1 protein-coding gene is annotated in these 643 nt (G+C 48.7%); it reads right to left on the bottom strand.

Annotation, left to right across the window (positions count from 1 at the left end):
* Positions 1-105 precede the first annotated feature (105 nt).
* Positions 106-483 (bottom strand): hypothetical protein, encoded by a 378-nt coding sequence (locus VJI94_RS07890; protein WP_324008946.1) that lies wholly within the window; start codon positions 481-483, stop codon positions 106-108.
* Between the last annotated feature and the right edge of the window lie 160 nt (positions 484-643).

Here is a 643-nt window from a genome sequence, read left to right as displayed (position 1 = left end):
CCTCGCCTTCTCTGACCATTAAGCTGTATCTAGCTACCGTGCCAAAGAAGACGCCGAGCAATATTGAAAAGTGAGGGGTCAGTGCAGATAAAATACCATAGTCATTCACCGAAGAATCCCACCTGTTATCAAGCAGCACAGGATCAACGCAAAGTTGATCCACATGCTCCTTTTTTCAAGCCGCTTATCCCCGCCCTTAAGGACGATGGTTGAGCGTGCCCACAACATGGCCCCCGCCAAGAATAAACAAAGGCCGACAATGCGCATGCACTCGGCCACAGAAGCAGGTAACGGATCGTTCAGCAGTTCAAACAGTCTCGGGGGAGAAAAACCGAAGACCACACCCACCGAAATCGCTGCCATGGATTTACGGCGCAAATAGTGGACATAGTCAAGGCACTCTGCATTACGTACATACGTAAACGCAATAGCAAAGAACATTATGACCGTGGCCAAACGTAATCCGAGTACCACACTAGTCATAGCAATCTCCACCCCAATGACCTATTATACCATATTTATAACGTACAATCAAGACCGACTTTCTAGGTCCTTATATTCCTCACTGTACAAACTATGGGCCTTCCGGCCTGACACTGAGCGGGTGGTCTCAGGTGAAAGGCCCACAGCATTAGCCTAAGGT

The sequence above is a fragment of the Parvimonas sp. D9 genome, from assembly GCF_035282565.1.
In the GTDB taxonomy this organism is placed as follows: Bacteria; Bacillota; Clostridia; order Tissierellales; family Peptoniphilaceae; genus Parvimonas; species Parvimonas micra.
Note: the sequence above shows the minus strand (reverse complement) of the source record. Positions and strands in the feature narration are given on the sequence as shown.

Coding starts and splice junctions, on each gene's coding strand:
- VJI94_RS07890 (WP_324008946.1), bottom strand. CDS start 483: ATGACTAGTGTGGTACTCGGATTACGTTTGGCCACGGTCATAATGTTC.